Origin of the sequence: Variovorax sp. DXTD-1, from assembly GCF_003984625.1 — a bacterium.
Classification (GTDB): domain Bacteria; phylum Pseudomonadota; class Gammaproteobacteria; order Burkholderiales; family Burkholderiaceae_C; genus Variovorax.
This window is the reverse complement of record NZ_RWKH01000007.1, coordinates 25,610-45,861: the sequence shown is the minus strand read 5'-3', so window position 1 is coordinate 45,861 and position 20,252 is coordinate 25,610. Positions and strand designations below refer to the sequence as shown.

General features: G+C 64.9%; 18 protein-coding genes. 8 read left to right on the top strand and 10 right to left on the bottom strand.

What is annotated here, in order from left to right; translation table 11 throughout:
* Positions 1–124: 124 nt before the first annotated feature.
* Positions 125–787, top strand: coding sequence for a hypothetical protein (locus EJI00_RS08290; protein WP_260590537.1), 663 nt, complete (start codon positions 125–127; stop codon positions 785–787).
* A gap of 14 nt (positions 788–801) precedes the next feature.
* Here the strand turns inward: EJI00_RS08290 and EJI00_RS08285 are convergent, their stop codons facing one another.
* Positions 802–1,722: a LysR substrate-binding domain-containing protein gene (locus EJI00_RS08285; RefSeq protein ID WP_126746992.1), complete on the bottom strand. Its 921-nt coding sequence runs from the start codon at positions 1,720–1,722 to the stop codon at positions 802–804.
* A gap of 99 nt (positions 1,723–1,821) precedes the next feature.
* Here EJI00_RS08285 and EJI00_RS08280 point away from each other — a divergent pair, with 99 nt between their 5' ends.
* Positions 1,822–3,033, top strand: coding sequence for a pyridoxal-phosphate dependent enzyme (locus EJI00_RS08280; protein ID WP_126746991.1), 1,212 nt, complete (start codon positions 1,822–1,824; stop codon positions 3,031–3,033).
* Positions 3,034–3,063: 30 nt separating this feature from the next.
* Positions 3,064–4,047, top strand: a complete 984-nt coding sequence (locus EJI00_RS08275) for a Bug family tripartite tricarboxylate transporter substrate binding protein (RefSeq protein ID WP_126746990.1) — start codon at positions 3,064–3,066, stop codon at positions 4,045–4,047.
* 56 nt (positions 4,048–4,103) lie between these two features.
* Here EJI00_RS08275 and EJI00_RS08270 read toward each other — a convergent pair whose 3' ends face one another.
* The gene (locus EJI00_RS08270; RefSeq protein ID WP_126746989.1) at positions 4,104–4,412 is read right to left on the bottom strand and encodes a hypothetical protein; all 309 of its coding nucleotides are present in this window, start codon (positions 4,410–4,412) and stop codon (positions 4,104–4,106) included.
* A gap of 191 nt (positions 4,413–4,603) precedes the next feature.
* Here EJI00_RS08270 and secA point away from each other — a divergent pair, with 191 nt between their 5' ends.
* Genes secA through EJI00_RS08245 form a run of 5 tightly spaced genes read left to right on the top strand, consistent with a single transcriptional unit; the run spans position 4,604 to position 11,993 of the window.
* A complete protein-coding gene (secA, locus tag EJI00_RS08265; RefSeq protein ID WP_126746988.1) occupies positions 4,604–7,396 on the top strand; it encodes a preprotein translocase subunit SecA in 2,793 nt (930 codons plus the stop codon).
* A gap of 27 nt (positions 7,397–7,423) precedes the next feature.
* Complete coding sequence (gene argJ, locus EJI00_RS08260) at positions 7,424–8,653, top strand: bifunctional glutamate N-acetyltransferase/amino-acid acetyltransferase ArgJ (protein WP_126746987.1); 1,230 nt, start codon at positions 7,424–7,426, stop codon at positions 8,651–8,653.
* Positions 8,650–9,525 (top strand): ATP-binding protein, encoded by an 876-nt coding sequence (locus tag EJI00_RS08255; protein WP_126746986.1) that lies wholly within the window; start codon positions 8,650–8,652, stop codon positions 9,523–9,525. The genes argJ and EJI00_RS08255 overlap by 4 nt, the downstream gene beginning before the upstream one ends.
* Positions 9,522–9,971 carry an 8-oxo-dGTP diphosphatase MutT gene (mutT, locus tag EJI00_RS08250; protein ID WP_126746985.1) on the top strand — a complete coding sequence of 150 codons (450 nt, stop codon included), beginning with the start codon at positions 9,522–9,524 and terminating at the stop codon, positions 9,969–9,971. The genes EJI00_RS08255 and mutT overlap by 4 nt, the downstream gene beginning before the upstream one ends.
* Positions 9,972–10,025: 54 nt before the next feature.
* The gene (locus tag EJI00_RS08245) at positions 10,026–11,993 is read left to right on the top strand and encodes an acyltransferase family protein (protein WP_126746984.1); all 1,968 of its coding nucleotides are present in this window, start codon (positions 10,026–10,028) and stop codon (positions 11,991–11,993) included.
* 27 nt (positions 11,994–12,020) lie between these two features.
* On the opposite strand, the gene EJI00_RS08240 is transcribed toward EJI00_RS08245, so the two are convergent.
* The 8 genes from EJI00_RS08240 to pilB form a co-directional block, all read right to left on the bottom strand.
* Positions 12,021–12,242: a DNA gyrase inhibitor YacG gene (locus EJI00_RS08240; protein ID WP_126746983.1), complete on the bottom strand. Its 222-nt coding sequence runs from the start codon at positions 12,240–12,242 to the stop codon at positions 12,021–12,023.
* Positions 12,243–12,271: 29 nt separating this feature from the next.
* The gene (gene zapD, locus EJI00_RS08235) at positions 12,272–13,027 is read right to left on the bottom strand and encodes a cell division protein ZapD (protein ID WP_126746982.1); all 756 of its coding nucleotides are present in this window, start codon (positions 13,025–13,027) and stop codon (positions 12,272–12,274) included.
* A gap of 27 nt (positions 13,028–13,054) precedes the next feature.
* Entirely contained in the window at positions 13,055–14,095 is a 1,041-nt protein-coding gene (locus EJI00_RS08230) for a hypothetical protein (protein ID WP_126746981.1), read from the bottom strand.
* Position 14,096: 1 nt separating this feature from the next.
* Positions 14,097–15,590: an MBOAT family O-acyltransferase gene (locus tag EJI00_RS08225; protein ID WP_126746980.1), complete on the bottom strand. Its 1,494-nt coding sequence runs from the start codon at positions 15,588–15,590 to the stop codon at positions 14,097–14,099.
* Positions 15,591–15,664: 74 nt separating this feature from the next.
* Positions 15,665–16,270 carry a dephospho-CoA kinase gene (gene coaE, locus EJI00_RS08220; protein WP_126746979.1) on the bottom strand — a complete coding sequence of 202 codons (606 nt, stop codon included), beginning with the start codon at positions 16,268–16,270 and terminating at the stop codon, positions 15,665–15,667.
* Between the two features lie 10 nt (positions 16,271–16,280).
* Positions 16,281–17,246, bottom strand: a complete 966-nt coding sequence (locus tag EJI00_RS08215) for a prepilin peptidase (protein WP_126746978.1) — start codon at positions 17,244–17,246, stop codon at positions 16,281–16,283.
* A complete protein-coding gene (locus EJI00_RS08210) occupies positions 17,246–18,475 on the bottom strand; it encodes a type II secretion system F family protein (RefSeq protein ID WP_126746977.1) in 1,230 nt (409 codons plus the stop codon). Before EJI00_RS08210 ends, EJI00_RS08215 begins: the two co-directional genes overlap by 1 nt.
* Positions 18,476–18,504: 29 nt before the next feature.
* Complete coding sequence (gene pilB / locus EJI00_RS08205; RefSeq protein ID WP_126746976.1) at positions 18,505–20,244, bottom strand: type IV-A pilus assembly ATPase PilB; 1,740 nt, start codon at positions 20,242–20,244, stop codon at positions 18,505–18,507.
* Positions 20,245–20,252: the final 8 nt, after the last annotated feature.

Below are 20,252 nucleotides of genomic sequence, written 5' to 3'. Positions count from 1 at the left end.
TCGGTGGGGGCGCTGCGGCGTCACCGCGGCGACTTTCGCCGTCCCTAGAATGCCCGGTCCCGGGATGCAGGCGATGAAGAAAAACAGATTCACAACAACGATTCGACGGCCCCGACTTGCGTGGTTGCCCCTAGCGGCCTGCGCCCTGACGAGCGCGGGTGTTCAAGCCGCCGGCCATTTCGACGTCGACGATGCCGGCACGCTCGATGCGGGCCGCTGCCAGTACGAAGCCTGGTGGGGCCGTACCGGCCCAGAGCCGGTGACGGTGCTGCATGCCGGCCCGTCCTGCCGAGTCGGGCCCGTCGAACTCGGGCTGAACATCGAGCGGCTCTCGGTGGAGCGCATGCATTCGGTCACCGTGGGGCCGCAGCTCAAATGGAACTTCTTCGGGCTGGCGGCCGATGCGCCGCTGAGCGCGGCAATTGCGCTCGGCGCCGTGTTCGACGTGACGCGCGGCGGCCGTGCCGGCGGACAACTGGTGCTGCCGGTCACCTGGCGCCCGCTGGATCGCCTGCAGCTCCACGCCAACATCGGCGCCGACTGGGCCACAGGCACCGGCGCGCGCACGCCGCGCGGCGGGCTGGCGGCGGAATGGGCGCTCGATGACAAGGTCTCGCTGATCGCAGAGCGCAGCCGCGCAACGGGCGTCTGGACTTCGCGCATCGGCTGGCGCTTCGGCCTCACGCCGCAGATCAGCCTGGACGTGAGCGCTTCACGCACCGGGGCGGGCTCCCGCGGCGTGAACGGCTTCGTCGTGGGGCTCAACCACGAGTTCGGCTGGAAGTAAGTAGCCGGCCGGGATCAGCGCAAATAGCGCTGAATGCGTTTTTCGTCTTCCGCCAGTTGCCGACGCATGAGCGAAAGAAAGTCGCGGGCGGTGGTCGAAAGCACCTTGCCTGCTGGCATGGCCAGCACGCATAAAAAGAACACGTCGACTGAGAGGCGGCGCACCACGAGTCCGCGTTCGGCGTAGTCGAGCGCGGTGATCGGGTTGACGAGTCCCACACCCAGTCCGCGCAGGGCCATTTCGCACACGCTGGCCGCGTAGGGCGTCTGCACCATCACCCGGAGCGCGACGCCGCGTTCGGCAAGCGCGGCTTCGAGTCCGCGGTGGGAAGGATCCTCGGGGTTCAGCGCCAGGAAAGGCACTTGTGCAAGCTGCTCCGGCTCGATGCGCTTGAACCGTGCCAGCGCGTGGCCTTGCGGCATCACGACCACGCCGGGAAAGCGCGCGAAGGTCGAGTGGTCGATGCCTTCGAGCGACAGTTCGTCGGCCATCAGGCCGAAATCGGAAATGCCCTTGGCCACGCGGTCGCGCACGTCCTTGGAGCTGAGCACCTGCAACGACACCTGCGGCCAAGGGCTGTCGCCGCGCTGCGCCTTCAGGCGCGCCAGCGCACGCGGCATGAAGCCCAGCCCAAAAGCCGGATAGCAGCTGAGTTCGAGCTGGTTGGTGCCGAAGTCGCGCAGGCTGCGCATGCGGTGCTCGATGGCTTCCATGCCGATGAAGACTCGCTCGACTTCCGTCAACAGCGCGCGCGCCTCGGGCGTGGGCACCAGCCGACCCCCTGTGCGCTGGAACAGGACCATGCCGGCCTGCGCCTCGAGCCGCTTGAGCGACTGGCTGATGGCGGGCTGCGTCACATGCAGGAGCGCCGCGGCCTTGCGGGTGGAGCCGGCGCGCATCAGGGCACGGAAGGTCTCTATTTCGGTGAAGCGCATCGATAAGTTTTCTTATCGCTTGAGTATTTCAAGCTAGATGATTTTATTTGTAGATGCCTAAGATTTAGGCACGACTTCCTACCCCAGACCGCCTGAAACATGCCCGCGCCCGTCATGCACTTCAAGTTCGCCTCGCCTTCCGAGCTGCCCGCCGATTCGCCGGGCACCGCGCGGGCACGCCCGCCGCAGCCGGTGAGAAACCCCCGCTTGCAGGGCTTTCGTTGCCTGCGCTGCGAGGCTCCTTATCCGCTCACCCTGGCGAACGACGGCTGCCCGGCCTGCCGTGCCACGGGCGTCCACGCCGGCTTGCGTGCCAGCTACCTGCCCGAGAGCGGCGGCCCGCTGCCCATGCCTTACACGCCAGGGTTCACGCTGGGCGAGGGCGGCACGCCGCTGCTCGAGATGCCGGAACTGGCGCGCGAGTTCGGCGTGGCGCGCCTTGCGCTGAAGGACGAATCGTCCAACCCCACCGGCTCGCACAAGGACCGCATGACGGCCGTAGGTGTGGCCCAGGCGCTGGACTTCGGTGCCCACACGCTGGTGCTGGCCTCGTCGGGCAACGCCGCGATTTCCGCGGCGCACTACGCCTGGGCCGCGGGCCTGGGTTGCGAAGTGGCAACCTATGAAGGCCTGCCGGCCGCCTATGCACGGCAGCTCGACGCCCTCGGTGCCCGGCGATACACCTTTGCCGACAACGCCGGGCGGTGGGCGTTTGTGCGTGAGCGCTCACAACATGCGGGCTATTTCGCGCTGACGAACTACCGCCTGCCCGCATTGGGCAGCGCGCCGCTGGCAATCGAAGGCTACAAGCCCATCGCCCTGGAGTGCCTGAACGAGGGCGGCCTGCCCGATCACATCGTGATTCCGACGGCGCGGGGCGACCTGGCGTGGGGCATCCACGCGGGCTTTCGCGATCTTCTGGCCGCCGGACGCATTGCGCGCCTGCCGCGGCTCTGGCTGGTGGAGCCTTTTGCGCGCCTCTCGCGCGTGCTGGCGGGCGGCGCACTCAACGGCGCGTATCCCGGCCACACCGCGCAGTTTTCCACCGCCGGGTCCACGGTGACCTTCTTGCAGTGGCAGGCGGCCATCGCCTCCGGGGGAGGGGCGGTGGTGGTCAGCGACGACCAGGCCCGCGCCGCGCGGCGGAAGCTCACGGCAGCCGGCGTGAGTGCCGAGCTCTGCGCCGCGGGCGGGCTGGACGCCGTGCGCCAGCTGCGCGAAGGCGGCGCCATTGCTGGGGATGCCCACGTGGTGCTGATGCTTACCGCCAACGCCTCGCGCGATCCGAGCTGGCCCAACGAGGCCGCCTGAGCTCCCGAGTTACCCAAAGGAATCGAAACCATGCAAGCAATGCAACGCCGCGCCTTCCTGGCTGCCGGTTCGGCCGCTCTCTTCGGCGCCACGGCGCAGCGCGCATGGGCGGCCTTTCCCGACAAGCCCATCAAGCTGATCGTGCCGTGGGCGGCGGGCGGTAGCACCGACGCCATTGCGCGCGCCATGGCGCAGCGCATGAGCCAGACGCTCGGCAGCTCGGTGATCGTCGACAACCGGCCCGGGGCGGCCGGACAGATCGGCACCGAGGCGGCAGCCAAGGCAACGCCCGACGGCTACACGCTGGCGATCGTCGAGTTGCCGCACGCCATTGCGCCGGCAGTGACTGCGCGGTTGCCCTACGACCTGCTGCGCGACTTCACGCCGGTAACGATGATCGGCACCTCCCCGCTCGTGTTCTTTGCGGGCATGGACGACGACAGCCGCGACTTCAAGACCTTCATCAAGACGGCTGCTGCCCGGCCGATGCCGCCGGCCATTGCGCACAGCGGAGCCGGCACGGTGAGCCACCTGGCGGCCGAACTGCTGGCGAACCGCGCCAAGATCAAGTTCAACATGGTTCCCTACCGCGGGTCGGCGCCGGCGCTCACCGACGTGGCGGCGGGTACGGTGGGCGGGCACTTCGCAACGCTGGCCAGCGGCTCCAGCCTGATGGGTGCCAACCGGATCCGCCCGCTCCTGGTGACGAGCGCGCAACGCGTGAGCCTTCCGGGGCTCAGGGAGGTGCCCGCCCTTACCGAAAGCGGACTCAAGGGGCTCGAGATCGACCAGTGGTGGGCGCTGGTGGCGCCCGCCACCACGCCGCTGGAGGTGATCGAGCGGCTGCGGCGTGAAGCTATCGCGGCGCTGGACCATCCGTCGGTGAGGGAGCGCATGACGTCCCTCGGCGTGCAGCTGAAGGGTTCCACCACGGGCGAGCTGCGGGCTTTCATGCGTGCGGAGGCCGAGCGCTGGCAGAAGGTGGCGCACGACATCGGCCTTCAGCCGCAATAGACGGGATAGAGATGACCAGGGCCGGGGGAGGAGGCGCGGTCTGCCGCCTTTTTCTTTCAGCGCCCGGATTGGACCTTGATCCGGATCGTGTTCACGTCCCAGCCCCGGTTTCGCAGCCGGGTGACCAGCATGGGCGACAGCTGGCGCAACTTGGCGGCCGCAGCGCTGCCATTGACCAGCAGGCACCACACATCCCCTTCGGCCGGGCCTGCCTGCACGGCCGGGCGCATGGCCGGCGGAATCAATCCCTCCACGGCCCGCAGCCGGTCGCCAGAGTCACGCGCACGCGCAATCAGGCTCGCCAGGGTCGGCGAACCTTCGGCGGCCTGGTGCAGCGTGACGGGCGGGACGGAGCGGCGATTCATGGGTAATCCGGAGGGTGGGACAAGGGCAGCTAAAATGCCCGGTTTGCCGACGCTTGCGCCGGCAGATCCGGTCTGAGCCGCTTGCTTTCGAGGCTTGCATTCGAAGAAGGCGCGCCCAACTGCTTTCACCATATCTTAGGGAATCCGGTCGCAGTGCCTGCCTGGTCAGGTGCACGCCCATCTCCACGCCAATGGCAACCAACTTCCTGACCCAGATTTTCGGCAGTCGCAACGACCGGCTCCTCAAGCAGTATCGCAAGACGGTGGAGCGCATCAATGCGCTGGAACCCGAATTCGAGAAGCTCACCGACGACGGGCTGCGCGCCAAGACCCAGGAATTCAAGGACCGCATCGCCAAGGGCGAAACCCTCGATGCCCTGCTGCCCGAAGCTTTTGCCACGGTGCGCGAAGGCTCCAAGCGCGTCATGAAAATGCGCCATTTCGACGTGCAGCTGCTCGGCGGCATGGCGCTTCACAACGGCAAGATCGCCGAAATGCGCACCGGCGAAGGCAAGACCCTGACCGCCACGCTGCCGGTGTACCTGAATGCCCTGTCGGGCAACGGCGTGCACGTGGTCACGGTGAACGACTACCTCGCCAACCGCGACGCCCAGTGGATGGGCCGCCTGTACAACTTCCTGGGTCTTACGGTGGGCATCAACCTGCCGCAGATGCCGCGCGAAGAAAAGCAACAGGCCTACGCGAGCGACATCACGTACGGCACCAACAACGAATACGGCTTCGACTACCTGCGCGACAACATGGTGTACGAGCCGGGCGACCGGGTTCAGCGCGCGCTGAACTACGCCATCGTCGACGAGGTGGACTCCATCCTGATCGACGAGGCCCGCACGCCGCTGATCATCAGCGGCCAGGCCGAAGACCACACCGAGCTCTACCTGGCCATCAACAAGGTGGTGCCTCTGCTGACCAAGCAGGAAGGCGAAGCCGATCCGCGCACGGGCGAGGGCGTCACGGTGCCGGGCGACTTCACGGTCGACGAGAAGACGCACCAGGTGTTCCTGACCGAAGACGGCCACGAGAAGGCCGAGCAGCTCTTGAGCGAATTCAAGCTGCTGCCCGAAGGCGCCTCGCTCTACGATCCGGCGAACATCACGCTGATGCACCACTTGAACGCGGCGCTGCGTGCACGGCACCTGTACCACCGCGACCAGCATTACGTGGTGCAGCAGGGCGAAGTGGTCATCGTCGACGAATTCACCGGCCGCCTGATGACCGGCCGCCGCTGGAGCGACGGCCTGCACCAGGCCGTGGAAGCCAAGGAAGGCGTGCAGATCCAGGCCGAGAACCAGACGCTCGCCTCGATCACCTTCCAGAATTACTTCCGCCTGTACAACAAGCTGGCCGGCATGACCGGCACGGCCGACACCGAGGCCTACGAGTTCCAGGAAATCTACGGTCTCGAGACCGTCATCATTCCGCCGAACCGCATCAGCAAGCGCGAAGACCAGCTCGACCGCGTCTACAAGACCACGCGCGAAAAGTACGAAGCGGCCATCCAGGACATCCGCGAGTGCTACGAGCGCGGCCAGCCGGTGCTGGTGGGCACCTCGTCGATCGAAAACTCCGAGATCATCGACGGCCTGCTCACCAAGGCGGGGCTGCCGCACCAGGTGCTCAACGCCAAGCAGCATGCGCGCGAAGCCGACATCGTGGCGCAGGCCGGCCGCACGAAGATGATCACCATCGCGACCAACATGGCCGGGCGCGGTACCGACATCGTGCTGGGCGGCAACATCGAGAAGATGATCGAGGCGGTCGAGAACGACGAGTCGCTCGACGAGGCCGCGAAAGAGGCCGAGGTGGCGCGCATCCGCGCCGAGTGGACCAAGGACCATGAATTCGTCAAGTCGCTGGGCGGCTTGCGCATCATCGCGACCGAGCGCCATGAGTCGCGCCGCATCGACAACCAGCTGCGTGGCCGTTCGGGCCGCCAGGGCGACCCGGGCTCTTCGCGCTTCTACCTGAGCCTGGACGATCCGCTGATGCGCATCTTTGCGGGCGACCGCGTGAAGGCGATCATGGATCGCCTGAAGATGCCCGACGGCGAAGCCATCGAAGCGGGCATCGTCACGCGCAGCATCGAAAGCGCGCAGCGCAAGGTCGAGGCGCGCAACTTCGACATTCGCAAGCAGCTGCTCGAGTACGACGACGTGTCGAACGACCAGCGCAAGGTGATCTACCAGCAGCGCAACGACATTCTCGACGCGGCCGACCTCACGGCGCAGATCGCGGCGCTGCGCGAAGGCTGCTTCATCGATCTCGTGCGGCAATACGTGCCGGCCGAATCGGTCGAGGAACAGTGGGACCTGGCAGGGCTCGAGAAGACGCTTTTCAACGAGTGGGGCATCGACATGCCCCTGAAGAAGGACATCGAGGCGGCCGAGGCCGTGGACGACAACGACCTCGTCGACAAGGTGGTCAAGACCGCCAACGACAGCTTCGATGCCAAGGTGGCGCTGATCGGCCAGGAGAACTTCACCCAGTTCGAACGCATGGTGCTGCTGCAGAGCATCGACACGCACTGGCGCGAACACCTGGCCTCGCTCGACTACCTGCGCCAGGGCATTCACCTGCGCGGCTATGCGCAAAAGCAGCCCAAGCAGGAATACAAGCGCGAAGCCTTCGAGCTCTTCGGCCAGCTGCTCGATTCGGTCAAGAACGAGGTCACGCGCCAGCTCATGACGGTGCGCGTGCAGTCGGGCGAGCAGCTCGAGCAGGCGGCGGATGCGCTCGAGAGCCGCGGCGAAAACGTATCCAACATCACCTACAGCGCGCCGACCGAAACCGGCGAGGTCGAGGTTCGCCTCGACGAGGAAAACCAGCGCCGGATCGCCGCCGCCGGATTGGGGCTTGGCACGCTCAGCGCCGAGGCGGCCGCCTTTGCGCGCGTGGGCCGCAACGACCCGTGCCCCTGCGGCAGTGGCAAGAAGTACAAGCAGTGCCACGGCAAGCTCAGCTGACCCAGAAACTCCGGAAGAGAACCTCCCATGCCCGTGAACCTGTCCGCCCCTGATCCCGCCGCCTTGTTCGCGGTGCCCGGCGTCCGCATCGGCGTGGCCGAAGCGGGTGTGCGCAAGGCCAACCGCAAGGACCTGACCGTCGTGCTGATCGACGAGGGATCGGCGGTCGGAGGCGTGTTCACCCAGAACCGTTTCTGCGCGGCGCCGGTGCAGGTCTGCCGAGACCACCTGGCGGCCAACTACGGCATTCGCGCGATGGTCATCAACACCGGCAACGCCAATGCCGGCACGGGCGAAGACGGCCTGATGCGCACGCGCTCCACCTGCATTGCGCTGGCGCGCCACCTCGAAATCGCACCCGAGCAGATCCTGCCCTTCTCGACCGGCGTGATCATGGAGCCGCTGCCGGTCGACCGCATCGAAGCCGGCCTGCCCGCCGCGCTGGCCGACGCTTCGGAGAACCACTGGGCGCGTGCGGCCGAAGGCATCATGACCACCGACACGATTCCCAAGGCGTTCAGCCAGCAGGTTCAGATCGGCGGCGCCACGGTCACCATCACCGGCATCAGCAAGGGCGCCGGCATGATCCGCCCGAACATGGCGACCATGCTCGGCTTCATGGCCACCGACGCAAAGATCGACCCGTCGCTGGTCCAGCCGCTGGCCAAGCGCCTGGCCGACGCTTCGTTCAACCGCGTGACCATCGACGGCGACACCTCGACCAACGACTCGTTCGTGGTCATCGCCACGCAGAAGGCCGCGCACGCAACCACCACTTCGCTCGATTCGCCTGAAGGGCAAGCGCTCGTGGCTGCGATGCAGAACGTGGCGCGCCAGCTCGCGCAGGCCATCGTGCGCGATGGTGAAGGCGCCACCAAGTTCATCACCATCCAGGTCGAGGGCGGCCGCAATCCGGAAGAGTGCAAGCAAGTGGCCTATGCCGTGGCGCATTCGCCGCTCGTCAAGACCGCTTTCTTCGCGAGCGACCCGAACCTGGGCCGCATCCTGGCGGCCGTGGGCTACGCGGGCATTGCCGATCTCGACCAGACTGGCATTGATCTGTTCCTGGACGATGTGCACGTGGCGGTGAAAGGCGGACGCAATCCGTCGTACCGCGAGGAAGACGGCCAGCGCGTGATGAAGCAAAGCGAGATCACCGTGCGCATCGGCCTGGGCCGCGGGAACGCAAGCGAGACCGTGTGGACCTGCGACCTGAGCCACGATTACGTGACCATCAACGCCGACTACAGGTCATGAATGAGCAGTTCCAGAAGCTGATCGAGCGCGCCGAGCAGCTGATCGGCCGCATCGAATCGATCTTGCCGCAGCCGCTGGCTGCACCTGCCGACTGGAACGCGTCGATCGCGTGGCGCTATCGGCGCCGCAGTTCGGGCCATGGCGTGCTCGAGCCGGTCAAGCATGTGGCCGCAATGGCGCTCGATTCGCTGAAGGAAATCGACGTCCAGAAGGAAAAGATCGAGCGCAACACGCGCCAGTTCGTCGAAGGCAAGCCAGCCAACAACGTGCTGCTGACCGGTGCGCGCGGCACGGGCAAGTCGTCGCTCATTCGTGCCTGCCTCCAGGCCTATGCACCGCAGGGACTGCGCCTGATCGAAGTCGACAAGGCCGAACTGACCGACCTGCCGGACATCGTCGAGGTGGTGTCGCAGCGGCCCGAGAAATTCATCGTGTTCAGCGACGACCTGAGCTTTGACGAAGGCGAGCCGGGCTACAAGGCGCTGAAGTCGATTCTCGACGGCTCGATCGCTGCGGCCACGCCCAATGTGCTGATCTACGCGACCAGCAACCGGCGCCACCTGCTGCCCGAATACATGAAGGACAACCTGTCATACACCCACACCGAGGACGGCGAAGTGCATCCCGGCGAGGTGATCGAAGAGAAGATTTCGCTGTCGGAGCGCTTCGGCCTGTGGGTCAGCTTCTATCCGTTCAGCCAGAACGAATACCTGGCCATCGTCGCGCAGTGGCTGTCGTCCTTCGGCGTCGGCGAGGCCGCCATCGAGGCGGCGCGGCCCGAGGCGCTCGTATGGGCACTCGAGCGAGGCTCGCGCAGCGGCCGCGTGGCCTACCAGTTCGCGCGCGACTACGCGGGGAGGGCCAGCGCATGAGCGCGCAGCCGCAATCCCAGGGCCGCAAACACACTGAGGTGGCTGTCGGCGTGCTGATCCGTCCAGCGGACGACGCATTGCTGCTGTCGACGCGCCCCGAAGGCAAGGCGTACGCGGGCTTCTGGGAGTTTCCAGGCGGCAAGATCGAGGCGGGTGAAACGGTCGAGCAGGCGCTGCGGCGTGAACTGCAAGAAGAACTCGGCATCACCATTGCGGGCGCCGAGGTCTGGAAGATCACCGAGCACGACTATCCGCATGCACTGGTGCGGCTGCACTGGTGCAAGGTGACGGCCTGGAGCGGCGAATTCGAAATGCGCGAAGGGCAGGAAATGCGCTGGCAGCAGCTGCCGCTGGACGTGACGCCCGTGCTGCCCGGCGCGATGCCGGTGCTCGGATGGCTGGCCGAGGAACGCGGCACTCCATACGTCGCCGGGTCAGCGGCGTAGGCCCTCTTCAAAAAACAATCAGGACCGCCACAGCGCGTTCAACGACCCCTCGAGATGCTGCATCCCAAGTACCGACCGGACATAGACGGCCTGCGTGCCATTGCCGTGGCCTCCGTGGTGATCTATCACGCGTTTCCCGGTGCGCTGCCCGGCGGCTTCATCGGTGTCGACATCTTCTTCGTGATCTCGGGCTTCCTGATCTCGACCATTCTTCTGCAGAGCCAGGTGGCGGGCGATTTCAGCTATCGCGACTTCTACGCCCGGCGCATCCGGCGCATCTTTCCGGCACTCATCCTGGTGCTTTTGGCCACCTTGTGCTTCGGCTGGTACATGCTGCTGTCCGACGAGTTCGCGCAGCTGGGCAAGCAGGTCACGGGCGGTGCGGCCTTCTTTGCCAATTTCGTGTTCTGGGCGGACGCCGGCTATTTCGATACCGCCGCGGAAACCAAGCCGCTGCTGCATCTGTGGTCGCTCGGCATCGAGGAGCAGTTCTACATTTTCTGGCCGGTGCTGCTGGGCGTGGCCTGGCGCCGGCGCTGGCCGATGATCCGCGTGATCCTGGTCATTGCGGTGGTGTCGTTTCTCGTCAATGTGCTCACGATTCATCCGTTTCGCACGGCGGCTTTCTATTCGCCGGCTTCGCGCTTCTGGGAGTTGATGGTGGGCGGCATCCTCGCGTGCATGCGGCTGAAGCCAGCAGCGCCGAGCCGCATGCGCAGCCACGTGCAGTCTTTCGTCGGGGTGGGCCTGCTCGCACTCGGGCTGGTGATGATCCGTGGCGACAAGGCCTTTCCCGGCTGGTGGGCCTTGCTGCCCACGCTGGGTGCCGTGAGCTGCATCGCGGCCGGGCCCACGGGCTTCCTCAACAAATACCTGCTGTCGAACCGCGTGATGGTTTGGATCGGGCTCATCAGCTACCCGCTCTATCTCTGGCATTGGCCGCTGCTCGCCTATGCGCGCATCCTGAGCGACGGTTTGCCGTCACTGCCTGTGCGCGTGGGAGCGGTTGTTGCGAGCGTGGTGCTGGCCTGGTTGACCTACCGGTTCGTCGAGCGCTACACGCGCACGCGCACCAGCCCCGGCTTGCTGCGCGTGCTGGCGGGCCTGGGCATTGCGCTGGTGGTCGTGGGCCTGGTGGTTTTCTCCGGGGCACTGCAACCGCGCCACCACGACATCCGTCTCCAGCAGATCTCCGAGGCCGCGGCCGACGTGGGCTACTACGACGACTTCAAGAACTACGAACTCGGGCGGCATCTGCTCTACCAGGTCGGCAAGGGCCCGCACAAGAGCCTGTTGATCGGCGACAGCCATGTTCAGCAATACGGACCGCGCGCGGAGGAACTCGCCCGCACGGCGCCGGGCAAGGCGAACACCATCTACTTCGCGACGCAGGGGGCCTGCCCACCGATTCCCGGTGTTTATGCAGACGCGAACATAGGCTGCGCCGAGCGGCGCACTGCGGTGCTGGAGTTTGCCCGCAGCCCCGAGATCGACACGGTGGTGATCGGCGGCTGCTGGAACTGCTACTTCATCGCGGGCGGTGCGCCAGGCTATTACTTCCGTGATGCGAGCGGCGCGGCCCATCAGTTCCGCGGCGGCGACGGTATGGCGCTGGCATTCGACTCGCTCGGCCAGCTGCTGCGCGAACTGTCGAGCAAAGGCAAGAAGGTCTATTTGCTGCTCGACATTCCGGTGACCCCCGATTTCGAGCCGAAGCGCCTGCTAGAGGGCAGTCGGCTGACGTCCATGAAAGTATCGACCACGATGCCGACGCTGCCGATACCCCAAGACCAGCGTGAACTCAATGACAAGCTGCGGGAGATCGGGATTGCGAGCGGCGTGGAGGTGATCGATGCGGTTGCCAACCTGTGCACGGCGGATGGCCAGTGCCTGCGGACCATGTCCGATGGTGCCCCCGCATACAAGGACGCCGGCCACTTGCGGCCCAAGTACACGCGCTCGTTTGCGACCTACATGGATCGCGCGCTGCTGAACGAGGGCAGCGCAGCGCCGAAGAAATAGCGATAGCGCGGCTGCCGCCGCAGCCAGCTACTGCTGCAGCTTCGGATCGCCGAAGGGCTCGTCGTCCGGCGGCTCTTCAGCGGGCATCCTGAATTCCTCGTTGGCCCAGGCACCGAGATCGATGCCTTTGCAGCGCGCGCTGCAAAAGGGCCGATAGGGGTTGCTGGCGGCATAGATGCTATCGCCGCCGCAGGCCGGGCAGCGGACGATCCGCTCGCCGACGTCGTTGTGGGTCCTGCCGTTGCTCATGGCGTGTGTGTCTTGACGCGCTGCCGCGCTCAGGCGCAGAGCGTGAGTTCGAAGGCGGCGTCTTCCGTGCTCTGGTGCAGGCGGTCGTCGGCCTCGTGGCGCATCATTCGCACCGAAACCATGAGCCGGTTGCCGCTGATTTCAGGCACGAGTCCGAGTGCCGGGTCGATCCGCAGGCGCAGCAGCTGGAAGCTGCGCCCCTGCGGCAGGTTCTGCTGGAACTGCCCGTGGGTGGCGATCACCTTGTAGGGCACATCGGCCTCGCGCAGCAGCTTGAGGAGCAGGTAGATCGATTCGGCGAGTGGCGCGAGCGTGCCCGACCAGCGCTCCAGATCCGTGCGCCGGCTCGCCGCGCTGCGGTGCTGCCAGGCGTAGTACGCGGGCAGGTCGAACTCGCACGTGCCGCCCGGAATGCCGGCACGGCTGCGAATGCTCATGAGCCACTCGTTTTCGGTCAGCGCCTGACCGGCCTTGCCGGAGACGCTGTTGAGTGCCGAAAAATTGCGCTCAAGCTGGGTGACGACCTGGTCCAGCGCCGCCTCGGCGATCGCCGGGTTGCCACGATAACTGTTGAAGACGTTCTTGTGCTTCTCGAGATCGCGCATGACGTCGGCCTTGAGGTCGGCGCGCGCGGCAACGTCCATGATCTCGAAAATCGTGACCAGGGCGAAATGATGGGAGAGCGCGGATTCGGCGGGCACCAGTTCGCCGAGGCGGCGGAACAGGTGCTCCAGCCTCAGGTAGGTCCGGATGCGCTCGTTGAATGGGTACTCGTAGAGGATCACGCGTTCGGGTTCATGTGAGGGACGAGTTCAAGGCGATTTCGCGGCCGCCGGGGCGGGCTGCACTTCACGCACAGCCTCCAGCATACGCTGACCGAAGAGCAGATACCCGGCGGTGGAGACGTGCGTTTCGTTGGCAGGATACAAGTCCGTGATTTTGAAGCGGTTCTGCTCGGACAGTGTAAAAAGATCCGGCCCGATCTTCAGGTCGTTGAACGTGCTGCGGAACGCGGCGGCGTGGTTCTGGTCGAGGTATACCGTGCTCTTGTTGGGCACGACCATCCAGATGATGCGCAGGGAAGGAGCCATTTTTTCGGTGAACTTCGCCATGAAGATGGCGGAGTCCGCGGTGAGCGGGTCCATCAACCGATCTTCTGCGGTCATGAGCAATTTGTTGCAGGCGACGTGGCTGAATTGCTTGCAGCCGTCGGGTACCGTGCGGGCATCGATGAGCGGGCCCCAGCGGTCGGGTGTGTTGGTCCAGCTTTCGGAGCGTTCGATCGCGCGGGTATTGCGGTAGGTCAACCAGCCCCTCAACAGTTCCGCGTCCCAGTTCAGCCGGAAGCCGGTAAGAGCAGGCTTGGACGGGTTTTCGAACGGAGGAGGCGAAGGCACGAACGGGCGCTTCATGGCTGCGCATTCCTTGGACTCCTCGATGCGCCCCTGAAGCAGGCGCTCGATGCTTTCGATGATGACGACCTTGCCCTTGAAGCCGGACTTGCGCACCCAGTCCGAGAAGTCGCGGCACATTGGCCCGGTCTTGTCCCAATGCGTGGTCGCAACGCGGTAGCCGGCGCCGACCAACTCCGACTGCCAGGCATAGCGGACAGAAAAGCTGTCGCCGATCACGAGCACATCGGCTTCCTGGAGCGGAAAAGCCTTGATGTTGGCGTCCGGAATGGGCGGGGGAGGATGGCGCCACCCAAATTCGCGCTCGGAAATACGTCCGATACGGGTCAGGTCTCCGTAGGGAATGGGAGACAGCAGGCTGATGACCAGCAGCGCGTAGCAGGCGAGAAAGCCTGCTGCGAAGATGGCGAGCCACATGCGGGCCGGTTTCGTGTCTTCCATGTCAGAACTGGAAATAGAGGAAGGGACTGTAGTTGCCGAATTTCGACACGCACAGGCCGAAGAGGAAAACGCATCCCAACGCCGTCAGCGCCGTTGCAATGCGGTTGAGCGCGGGGCGGCCGGCCAGCGCGGCGATGGACGGAATCCAGCGGTCGAGCGTGATGGTCGGAGGCAGCGCCAGGCAGATGACGAGGCCGGCCAGCATGGTCTGGAAGAACTCGGGTTTGCGGAACGGCACCTTGAACTCGCCGAAAGCACTCGGAATCACGCCGTGCATGCCCAGCATGCCCTTGTAGATCTCGATGGCCGCCGTCATGCTGTCCGCGCGGAACACCACCCACGCCACCATCACGCACAGGAAGGTGACGAACCATCCGAGCACGCGGCCGAGGCCAGACGAGCTTGTCTTGCCGCGGCGGACCGTGGCGTTCCAGAGGTGGTTGACCATGAGGAAGAGGCCGTGCAGCGCGCCCCAGATCACGAAGGTCCACGCGGCGCCATGCCACAGGCCGCCCAGCAGCATGGTGAGGAACAGGTTCAGGTAGCGCCGGGCCGGGCCCTTGCGGTTGCCGCCGAGCGGTACGTAGAGATAGTCGCGCAGGAAGTTCGAGAGCGAGATGTGCCAGCGGCGCCAGAACTCGATGATGTTGGTCGACTTGTACGGTGAGCGGAAGTTGAGCGGCAGCTGCACGCCCATGCACAGGGACAGGCCGACCGCCATGTCTGAATAGCCCGAGAAGTCGAAATAGATCTGCAGCGTATAGGCAAGCACGCCGAGCCATGCGGTGTACAGCGAGGGCAGCACGCCCTCGTGAACGCCCTTGAACATCATGTCCGCATACTGCCCGAGCGGGTCGGCGATCAGCATCTTCTTGGCCAGGCCGAAGGTGAAGATGCCTAGGCCGAGCGCGATGTTGCTGGCGTTGACCCGGTAGGTGGACGGATTGCCGAACTGCGGCATCATCTGCGCGTGATGCAGCACCGGGCCGGCGATCAGGTGCGGAAAATAGGTGACGAACAGCACGTAGTGGATGAAGCTGCGCTCATGCACCTTGCCTTGCCAGCAGTCGACCAGGAAGGCGATCTGGGTAAAGGTGTAGAACGAGATGCCGATCGGCAGCACGATGTGCAGCATCGGGATCTGCGAGAGGCCCGCCGCGGCCAGCCCGTCGTTCACATTCGAAACGAAGAAGTTGGCGTACTTGAAGATTGCCAGCACGCCGAGGTTGACCACCAGCGCAACGATCAGCAGGGACTTTCGCTTGCGCTCGTCCCGGCCTGGGGCGGGTGTCAGGCGCAGGCCGAACCAATAGTTGATGCAGATCGACGCCAGCAGCAGCGGAAGCGCCTTGACGCTCCACCAGCCGTAGAAGAACAGCGACGCCAGGGCAAGAAAACCGGCGGCGGCCCGGGCATTGCGCTTGCCGATCAGGAAGAAACCGATCAGGACCAGCGGAAAGAAGACAAAAATAAAGGGATACGAGTTGAAAAGCATCGCGGGGAATGGCACCCCGGTGGCGCCTTCTCTGTCTTGATCGTTGTGCAGCCGCTGCTGCGGCAAGTCTCGAATTATCGCGTGCCGGGCGAGGCCCACAGCTTCCAGAGACTCCGCACCTCTCTGCCGAGTTCCTCCAGCGAGGGCGACTCGTTGAAAATGACCGCGTCCGCGGCCGCCCTGCGCAACCTGCGCGGCGCCTGCTGGGCGATTACAGCGCGCACCCCCTCGGGCGTCCAGCCGGAGCGCGCCACGACGCGCCGCAGCTGCGTTTCCTCGGTGGCATCGACCACCAGCACGCGGTCGACCAGGGCCCGCCAGCGGCCGGATTCGACCAGGAGCGGCACATCGAAGACCACCACCGCGTCGGGCCCGGCGTTGGAGGCCATGCGCTGCGTTTCGGCGCCGATCAGCGGATGCAGGATCGATTCGAGGCGCTTTTTGGCGCTGCTGTCGGCGAACACGAGCTGACGCATCGCCGCGCGGTCGAGCCCTCCGTCCGCCGCGATGACGGCGCGGCCGAAGGTGGCCTCGAGGGCGGGCATTGCAATGCCCCCTGGTTCCGCAATGCGGCGCGCGATGGCGTCGGTGTCGACGAGCACGGCGCCCTCGGCGACCAGCAATGCCGCGACAGTGCTCTTGCCGCTCCCGATTCCGCCCGTCAAGCCGATGCGCTGCATCACGCGCTCTTCAACGGATCAATGGGTCGAGCGGAAAGGCGAAGGGAATCCATTGCCGAGCAACGTCGGGGCCGGCGACGAGGCAGACCAAGCCCGCACCGGCGAGAAAAGGACCGAACGCCATCGGAATGTCCTTGTGCGCCAGCTTGCCGACAAGCCGCAGCGTAAGGCCGATCACGGCGCCCACCAGCGAAGAAACGAGGACGATGGCGATGAGGTAGTCGGCCCCGAACCATGCGCCCAAGGCAGCCAGCAGTTTGAAGTCGCCATATCCCATGCCCTCCTTGCCTGTGGCCAGGCGATAGCCATGGTACACAAGCCAGAGGCTCAGATAGCCGAACACGGCGCCCCAGACTGCCGAACTCAGCGCAATGCCCGTCCAACCCATCGCCGCGCCGATGAGTCCCAGCCAGAGCAGCGGGTAGTTGAGCGAGTCCGGCAGGAACTGCGTATCGAAATCGATCAGGAACTGGCACACCAGCAGCGACGCAAACGCGGCCCAGAGTGCCCCGGTGGGCGTCAGGCCGAAGCGATAGGCGCAAAGGGCGAAGAGCGCGCCCGTGATCAGTTCGACCAGCGGATAGCGCGGGCTGATCGAGGTCTTGCAGGCGGCGCAACGCCCTCGCAGCACCAGGTAGCTCAGCACCGGAATGTTCTGGTACCACCGGATCTTGTGCCCGCAAGCCCCGCAGCGCGAAGCCGGCTGAGCCAGGGTGAAGGGCGGCAGGGTCTCGATGGCCAGAGCGGCCCTGTCGGCCGCTGCTTCGAGCCCTGCAGGAGGCGCTGATTTCGGTCCGAACACCAGCGTCCAGAGCGAAGGCGCATCCTTGGACGACATGAGATTGGCCACGGCGTCCGCCAGCCAACTGCGGTACATCATCACCGGGGTGCGGTAGATCACCACATTGAGGAAGCTGCCGACCAACAGGCCCAGCACGCCCGCGAAAGCGGCGTCGAACTCCCGCGAAACCAGCATCAAACCACTTGGCCCAGCTTGAAGATCGGCAGGTACATCGACACCACGATGCCGCCGATGATCGTGCCCAGGAACACGATGATGATGGGCTCCATCAGGCTCGAGAGGCCGGCAACCATGTCGTCCACTTCGGACTCGTAGAAGTCGGCGGCCTTGCCCAGCATGTGGTCGATGGAACCGGATTCCTCGCCGATGGCCGTCATCTGGATCACCATCGAAGGAAACAGGTTGACGTTGGTCATGGCCGTGGTGAGGCTGGTGCCGGTCGAGACCTCTTGCTGGATCTTGGCCGTGGCGTCGCCGTAAACGGTGTTGCCCGATGCGCCACCCACTGAATCAAGCGCTTCGACGAGCGGAACGCCGGCTGCAAACATGGTGGCGAGGGTGCGGGTCCAGCGGGCCACGCAGGATTTTTCAATGAGAGTGCCGAAGATCGGAACGCGCAACAGCGCGCGGTCCATCACCCGCTGCACTTTTTCATTGCGCTTCCAGGCCTGCAGGAAGAAGTAAATGCCGCCGCCAATTCCGCCGAAGATCAGCCACCAGTAAGAGACGAAGAACTCGCTGATCCCGATCACGATCAGGGTTGGGGCTGGCAAATCGGCACCGAAGGAAGTGAACACTTCCTTGAATGCCGGAATCACGAAGATCATGATGATCGCAATCACCACGAAAGCCACGACGACCACGGAGATGGGATACATCAACGCCGACTTGATCTTGGACTTGATCGCCTCGGTCTTCTCCATGTACGTGGCAAGACGGTCCAGCAGGTCTTCCAGGATACCGGCGGCTTCACCAGCCTCCACCAGGTTGCAATAGAGGTTGTCGAAATACTTCGGGAACTTGCGGAACGCCGCCGAAAGCGAAGTTCCGGTCTCCACGTCGCTGCGGATGTCGTTCAGCAGCTTGGCAACGCTCGGATTGGCATTGCCCCGGCCCACGATGTCGAACGACTGCAGCAAGGGAACGCCCGCCTTCATCATCGTTGCCAACTGGCGGGTGAAGATCGCGATGTCCTTGGGCTTGATCGTCTTGCCCGAGCGCATGCGGCGCTTCTTGATCTTGGATGCAAGAACGCCCTGGCGGCGCAATGCGGCCTGCACCTGGTTCTCGCCGGCGGCACGGAGTTCGCCGCGCACCAGCTTGCCGTTGCGGTCCTTGCCTTCCCACTCGTAGACAGATTCCTTGAGCGTGTTTGAAGTGCGCTTGGATGCCACTGTTGCCATTCGATCTCCGATTTCTTACGGTGTGTTCGTTATTCGTTGGTGACCGCCACCACTTCTTCGAGTGAGGTGAGCCCTTGCATGACTTTTCTGAGCCCGGACTGCCGCAGCGAGCGGACGCCCTCGGCCTCAGACTGGCGTGCGATGTCCAGCGCGCTGCCGTCGCGCAGGATGATGGCCTGTATGGCTTCGGAGATCGGCATCACCTGGTAGATACCTACCCGGCCCTTGTAGCCGCCGTTGCACGCGGAGCAGCCGACCGGACGATAAGGCTTCCAGGAGCCGTCGAGCTCTTCTTCCTTGAAGCCCGCATCGAGCAGGGCCTGGCGCGGCACGTCGGCCGGCGCGCGGCAGAGGTGGCATAGGCGGCGAGCCAGCCGCTGGGCAGTGATCAGGATGACGCTCGACGCAATATTGAACGGGGCGATGCCCATGTTCCGCATGCGCGTGAGCGTGGTCGGCGCGTCGTTCGTGTGCAGCGTCGAAAGCACCAGGTGGCCCGTTTGCGCGGCCTTGATCGAGATGTCGGCCGTTTCGAGGTCCCGGATTTCACCGACCATGATGATGTCGGGATCCTGCCGGAGAAAGGCGCGCAGCGCGGCGGCGAACGTGAGTCCGGCGCGTTCGTTGACGTTGACCTGGTTCACCCCAGGAAGGTTGATTTCAGACGGGTCTTCCGCCGTCGCAATGTTGACGCCGGGCTGGTTCAGCAGGTTCAGGCAGGTGTACAGCGACACCGTCTTTCCGGAGCCCGTGGGGCCCGTCACCAGCACCATGCCGTAGGGTCGGCCGATCGCGCTCAGCAGCCGCTCCTTTTCGTCCGCGTCGTAACCAAGCGCGTCAATGCCCAGGCGCGCGCTGCTCGGATCCAGAATACGGATCACGATCTTCTCGCCGAACAGCGTGGGCAGGGTGCTCACGCGAAAGTCGATCACGCGGTCCGGGCCGATCTTGAGCTTCATGCGCCCGTCTTGCGGAATACGCTTCTCCGAGATGTCGAGCCGGGAGATGACCTTGATCCGCGAGGCCAGCTTTTCCTTGATGAGCGTCGGCGGGCTGGCGATCTCGCGCAGTTCGCCGTCGATGCGAAAGCGCACCCGGTAGTTGTGCTCGTAAGGCTCGAAGTGAATGTCCGAGGCACGCATGCTGACGCCATCGAGCAGCATCTTGTGCAGGAATCGGACGACCGGGGCATCCTCGACTTCGGCGATGGCCGCCTGTTCATTCGTATCGCCCGAGGTGTCCGCCGTGACCTCGTCGAACTCGAAATCCCCGCCGCCGACGATATTGTTGAGGGTTTCCGACGCGCTGACCGCGGCGGCCTCGATCATGCGCGACAGCTTGTCGTACTCGGCAATGACCCAATCCACACCCATCTGGGATGCGAACTTGATCTTTTCCACCGCCTGCTGGTCGGAGGGGTCCGCTGTTGCAACGATGAGACGGTTGTTGCGCTTGCTGAGCACCACGATGCGGTATGCAAGGCAGAGCTTCGGATCGAGCAGGTCCTTGGGCAGCCGCTGATGGTCGATCGCGTCCAGGTCGAGCAACGGGGCGCCGAAGGCGGAAGAAAGCGTGTGGGCCAAGTCGGCCGCCGAGACGGCACCGCTGCCGGTCAGCTCTGCAATGAAGCTGGTTCGGCTGCTCAGCGACTTCTGATAGATGTCTTCCGCTGTCTTAGCAGGAAGTTTGCCGGCCGAAACCAAGGCGCGCGCAAGGCCCGGCAGGGCGATTTGCGTGTTTTCTTTAACAGGAAGTTCGGCGGCAGCCATTCAGCGAA

Excerpts from the sequence above, each read along its gene's own strand:
- coaE (WP_126746979.1), bottom strand. The coding sequence starts at position 16,270 with ATGCAGCGCATCGGCTTGACGGGCGGAATCGGGAGCGGCAAGAGCACT.
- EJI00_RS08210 (WP_126746977.1), bottom strand. The coding sequence starts at position 18,475 with ATGGCAACAGTGGCATCCAAGCGCACTTCAAACACGCTCAAGGAATCT.
- EJI00_RS08270 (WP_126746989.1), bottom strand. The coding sequence starts at position 4,412 with ATGAATCGCCGCTCCGTCCCGCCCGTCACGCTGCACCAGGCCGCCGAA.
- EJI00_RS08230 (WP_126746981.1), bottom strand. The coding sequence starts at position 14,095 with ATGGAAGACACGAAACCGGCCCGCATGTGGCTCGCCATCTTCGCAGCA.
- EJI00_RS08225 (WP_126746980.1), bottom strand. The coding sequence starts at position 15,590 with ATGCTTTTCAACTCGTATCCCTTTATTTTTGTCTTCTTTCCGCTGGTC.
- EJI00_RS08255 (WP_126746986.1), top strand. The coding sequence starts at position 8,650 with ATGAATGAGCAGTTCCAGAAGCTGATCGAGCGCGCCGAGCAGCTGATC.
- pilB (WP_126746976.1), bottom strand. The coding sequence starts at position 20,244 with ATGGCTGCCGCCGAACTTCCTGTTAAAGAAAACACGCAAATCGCCCTG.
- EJI00_RS08215 (WP_126746978.1), bottom strand. The coding sequence starts at position 17,246 with ATGCTGGTTTCGCGGGAGTTCGACGCCGCTTTCGCGGGCGTGCTGGGC.
- EJI00_RS08245 (WP_126746984.1), top strand. The coding sequence starts at position 10,026 with ATGCTGCATCCCAAGTACCGACCGGACATAGACGGCCTGCGTGCCATT.
- EJI00_RS08275 (WP_126746990.1), top strand. The coding sequence starts at position 3,064 with ATGCAAGCAATGCAACGCCGCGCCTTCCTGGCTGCCGGTTCGGCCGCT.
- EJI00_RS08280 (WP_126746991.1), top strand. The coding sequence starts at position 1,822 with ATGCCCGCGCCCGTCATGCACTTCAAGTTCGCCTCGCCTTCCGAGCTG.
- mutT (WP_126746985.1), top strand. The coding sequence starts at position 9,522 with ATGAGCGCGCAGCCGCAATCCCAGGGCCGCAAACACACTGAGGTGGCT.
- EJI00_RS08240 (WP_126746983.1), bottom strand. The coding sequence starts at position 12,242 with ATGAGCAACGGCAGGACCCACAACGACGTCGGCGAGCGGATCGTCCGC.
- secA (WP_126746988.1), top strand. The coding sequence starts at position 4,604 with ATGGCAACCAACTTCCTGACCCAGATTTTCGGCAGTCGCAACGACCGG.
- argJ (WP_126746987.1), top strand. The coding sequence starts at position 7,424 with ATGCCCGTGAACCTGTCCGCCCCTGATCCCGCCGCCTTGTTCGCGGTG.
- EJI00_RS08285 (WP_126746992.1), bottom strand. The coding sequence starts at position 1,722 with ATGCGCTTCACCGAAATAGAGACCTTCCGTGCCCTGATGCGCGCCGGC.